The 3,993-nt window shown below is 70.9% G+C and carries 3 protein-coding genes and 1 pseudogene; 1 reads left to right on the plus strand and 3 read right to left on the minus strand.

The features are described 5' to 3' along the window. Positions 1 to 257: 257 nt before the first annotated feature. From GA0115259_RS38145 to lnt, 3 genes are read right to left on the minus strand one after another with little or no spacing between them, the layout of a single operon-like run. Positions 258 to 1,127 (minus strand): 3-hydroxybutyrate dehydrogenase, encoded by an 870-nt coding sequence (locus GA0115259_RS38145; protein ID WP_093605203.1) that lies wholly within the window; start codon positions 1,125 to 1,127, stop codon positions 258 to 260. A 55-nt stretch (positions 1,128 to 1,182) separates the two neighbouring features. Next, positions 1,183 to 1,662 carry an NUDIX hydrolase gene (locus GA0115259_RS38150; protein ID WP_093605205.1) on the minus strand — a complete coding sequence of 160 codons (480 nt, stop codon included), beginning with the start codon at positions 1,660 to 1,662 and terminating at the stop codon, positions 1,183 to 1,185. Positions 1,663 to 1,671: 9 nt separating this feature from the next. Further along, positions 1,672 to 3,276 carry an apolipoprotein N-acyltransferase gene (lnt, locus tag GA0115259_RS38155; RefSeq protein WP_176732792.1) on the minus strand — a complete coding sequence of 535 codons (1,605 nt, stop codon included), beginning with the start codon at positions 3,274 to 3,276 and terminating at the stop codon, positions 1,672 to 1,674. A gap of 381 nt (positions 3,277 to 3,657) precedes the next feature. Between lnt and GA0115259_RS42530 the strand changes: the two are divergent. Next, positions 3,658 to 3,993: pseudogene (locus GA0115259_RS42530) on the plus strand (O-antigen polymerase); the annotation flags it as partial.

Genomic DNA, 3,993 nt, shown 5'->3' on the forward strand with positions numbered 1-3,993 from the left:
CTCCGCCAGCTCGGCCCGCACCCGCAGGGCGAGCCGCTTGGCGTGCTCCAGCGCGGCGAGCGTCTCCGCACCCGCGCCATCGGCGCGGGCGAGCAGCGCGGGCCGGTCGTATGCCTCCGCCGCGGCACCGCGGGCGAGGAGTTCCAGGTAGGAAGCCTGATCGTGGGACATGGACACAGGATTACCCGTCGTACGGCCGACCGCGCCAGCCCTGTGGACAACGCAAGCGATGTGGACAACCCGGCCGCTCGGAAGAGTCAGTGCGCGGTCCAGCCGCCGTCCAGAGTGAGCGAGATACCGGTGATGAAGGACGCCTGCGGAGTGCAGAGATAGGCGACCGCCTCGGCCACCTCGTCCGGTTCGAGAAGGCGCTTCAGCGCGGAGTCCTGGAGCAGGACATCGGTGAGAACGCGCTCCTCGGGAATGTGATGGGTCTGCGCCTGGTCGGCGATCTGCTTCTCGACCAGTGGTGTACGCACATATCCAGGGTTGACGCAGTTGGAGGTGACTCCATGCGCGGCCCCTTCCAGCGCCGCGGTCTTGGAGAGACCTTCCAGACCGTGTTTGGCGGCCACATAGGCCGATTTGAAGGCCGAGGCGCGCAGCCCATGTACGGAGGACACATTGATGATCCGGCCCCAGCCCTCGCCATACATGTGCGGCAGCGCACCTCTGATCAGCCGGAAGGGCGCCTCCAGCATGACCGTGAGAACGGTGTGGAAGACATCCGGCGGGAAGTCCTCGATGGGACGCACCAGTTGGAGTCCGGCATTGTTGACCAGGACGTCCGTGCCCGCCGCGGCCCGCTCGGCCGCGTCGAGATCGGTCAGATCGAGGACCCGTGGTTCGACGGCGCCCAGCAGTCCCTTGGCGTCCTTGGCCAGGCCTTCGAGCCCTTCGCCGTCCCGGTCCACGGCTCTGACCCGGGCCCCGGCCGCCGCGAGCCGCAGCGCGCAGGCGCGGCCGATACCGCTCGCGGCACCGGTGACCAGTGCTACACGGCCGCCGAGGTCGAGCGCGACAGGAGCGGAAGGAGCTACGGCGGGAGCGCCGTCCGAAGCGGAAGCGGCCTCAAAGGAGGAGGCGGCGGAAGCGTCGGCGGGACCTGGTGTGGTGGGCGCGGTCATATTCCGCACCCTAAGCAGCGCTCAGGCCCCGACCGATGTGGTCAGAGCCCACACTTCACCGGAGAGGCATAGGTTCGAACCATGTGGGTGCATCGGTGAGCGCCTGCTTGATCCGCAGGAGCGCGAACTCCCCCAGCTCCGGCAGTCCGTCCACCGGGAACCACGCCACATCCAGGGACTCGTCGTCGTTGACCCGTGCCTCACCGCCGACCGCGCGGCAGCGGAATGTGATGTCCATGTACTGGCATTCGTCACCGTTGGGATAGACGACCGGCTTGAGCGCCTGGACGAGCACGACGCGCTCCGCCACACACCGTACGGCGGTCTCCTCGTACACCTCGCGCACCGCCGTGACCGCGGGCTGCTCCCCCGGCTCCGGGATCCCGCCGATGACCGACCAGCGCCCGGTGTCGGCACGGCGGCCCAGCAGTACGCGCCCGTCGTCGTCGAAGACGATCGCGCTGACGCCGGGCAGCAGAAGGAGCTGGTGGCCCGCGGTGGCGCGGATCTGCCGGATGAAGTCAGGAGTTCCCATGCGCCGACCCTAACCGGCCGCCGCGTTCCTCCTGTTGCGTGCGGAGCGGGCCGTCGCCCAGCCGAGACCGCCCACCGAGACCGCCGCCAACAGGCCCTCGGGAAGCGTGCCGAGGCGGGTGGCCGGAGTCAGCGACGAGCGGAGCGGCACCTCGGCGACGAGCGCGCCCGGTGTGAACATCCCGGTCTTCTCGGTGATCCTGCCGTCCGGCTGGATGATCGCGCTGACGCCGCTGGTGACCGGCACCACGACCGTCCTGCTGTGCTCCACGGCCCGCACCCGCGACATCGCGAGCTGCTGATAGGTCATCTCGCTGCGGTCGAAGGTGGCGTTGTTGCTGGGTACGGAGATGAGCTGGGCGCCATGGGTGACGGTGTCCCGTACGGCCCAGTCGAAGGCCGCCTCGTAGCAGGTGGCGAGCCCCACCTCGGTGCCCGCGAGATCGAAGACGCCCGGCTCGCTGCCCCGGCCGAAGTCCCGGCGCACCATGTCCGCGTAGCCCGGGCTGATCGTCCGTACGAGGGAGCGCAGTGGCAGATACTCGCCGAAGGGCTGGATCTGCCGCTTGTCGTACGTGGCCGTCGGGCCGCGCTCCGGATCCCACAGGATCTGGGTGTTGCGCAGCGGTCCGGTGTCCGGAGTGACGACGGCGCCGACGGAGATCGGTACGCCGATCGCCCTGGCGGCCTGGTCGATCACATCCCGCGCGTCGGCGTTGCGGTACGGGTCGATGTCGGACGAGTTCTCCGGCCACAGGACGAAGTCGGGCTGAGGCTCCTTGCCCGCCTTCACCTCGTCGGCGAGTTGGAGCGTCCTGCGGACATGGTTGTCGAGGACCGCGCGGCGCTGGGCGTTGAATTCGAGGCCCGCCCTGGGCACATTGCCCTGGATCGCGGCGACCGTCGCGGTGCCGTCCTCTGCCGAGTCGTCCACCAGCGGGAGGGCGGCGAGCGCCGCCACGACAGGCACGAAGACGGTGAGTGCGGCGATGGCGCCGGCCCGGCGCGGCACCGTACCGGTCCTCCGGTACGCGAGGACCTGACGTGCGGCTTCGTACAGTCCGAAGCCGCACAGGACGACGGCGAAGCCGAGTACGGGCGTGCCGCCGACCGCGGCGAGCGGCAGGAAGACACTGTCCGCCTGGCCGAAGGCGATCTTGCCCCAGGGAAATCCGCCGAACGGCACCCGCGCGCGGACCGCCTCGCCGAGGATCCAGACCGCCGCGGCCCAGACCGGCCATACGGGCAGCCGCGACACGGCCGCGATGCCCATTCCGGTGAGCGCGATGAAGAGCGCCTCGATCGCGACCAGCGCGAGCCATGGTCCCGGCCCGACCTCGGCGCCCGTCCAGACCAGGAGCGGCAGCAGAAAGCCCAGTCCTGCCAGGTACCCGAGGCCGAGTGCCGCGCGTGGCCGGCGGCCGTACAGACTCCAGGCGAGCAGGGCGAAACCGGGCAGCGCCAGCCACCACAGGGTGCGAGGCGGAAAGCTCGCGTACAGCAGGAGGCCGGACAGCGCCGCCGCGCCCGGCCGGATGAACCGTCGCAGCAGACCACGGCCGCCGGAGGCCGGGACGGACGGAGTGGGCTCGACGGTGGTGATGGTGGCGCTCACCTGGCGGAGTCTACGGTGGGACGCCATGTGCCGGGGCGCACGGGCCGGGACTACGGGCCGCCGGCCGCGCCCGAGGACGTGTCGGAAGCGGCTCGGAAGTGGCTCGGGAACGGCTCGTAAACGGCTCGGGAGCGGCGCGGGAGCGGCGCACTGTGAGCGCGCCAAGGGCGCGCGTCATCGCAGGCACCACCCGCAGGCGTCACCGCGTACGGCCGATGCAGCCGATACGCAGGGCGGCGTACCTTCGCAATCCCTCCACACATCGCCATCGCTGCCATTACCGTGTCCGCCAGTCCTTGTCGCATGGCCGGATCCGGCGGTTGTGGACGGGGCCGTCAGAGGTCGGGGGGCGACGGGATGGCCGCACCAGCGGAACCACCGGTGGAACGATCAGTCGTACCGGAACGCTCCGGCGCGCCCGATGTCGTCGGTGCCGTGGTCCTCGGCGCCTGCGCCGTGTGGGCGCTGATCAGCGCGGCAGGGACCGACGGCAGACCCGAAGGCGTTCTGCTCGCGGTGCTGGCCGTCACGGCGGGTTACGCCAGCGGCCGGATCAGCGGCTCCCTGGCGCCGGTCGCGACGGCCTCGGTGATGGCGGTCGCCTGGCTCGCGGCGGCGATCGCATCAGGCCAGGAGGGATTCGGTACGGCGGTGGCCGTGGGCACTCCGCCGGGCGACACCGGCGCGGTGGCCGGGCTGCTGGTGCTCGCGGCGGGC

The sequence above is a fragment of the Streptomyces sp. MnatMP-M17 genome, from assembly GCF_900091995.1.
GTDB lineage: Bacteria > Actinomycetota > Actinomycetes > Streptomycetales > Streptomycetaceae > Streptomyces.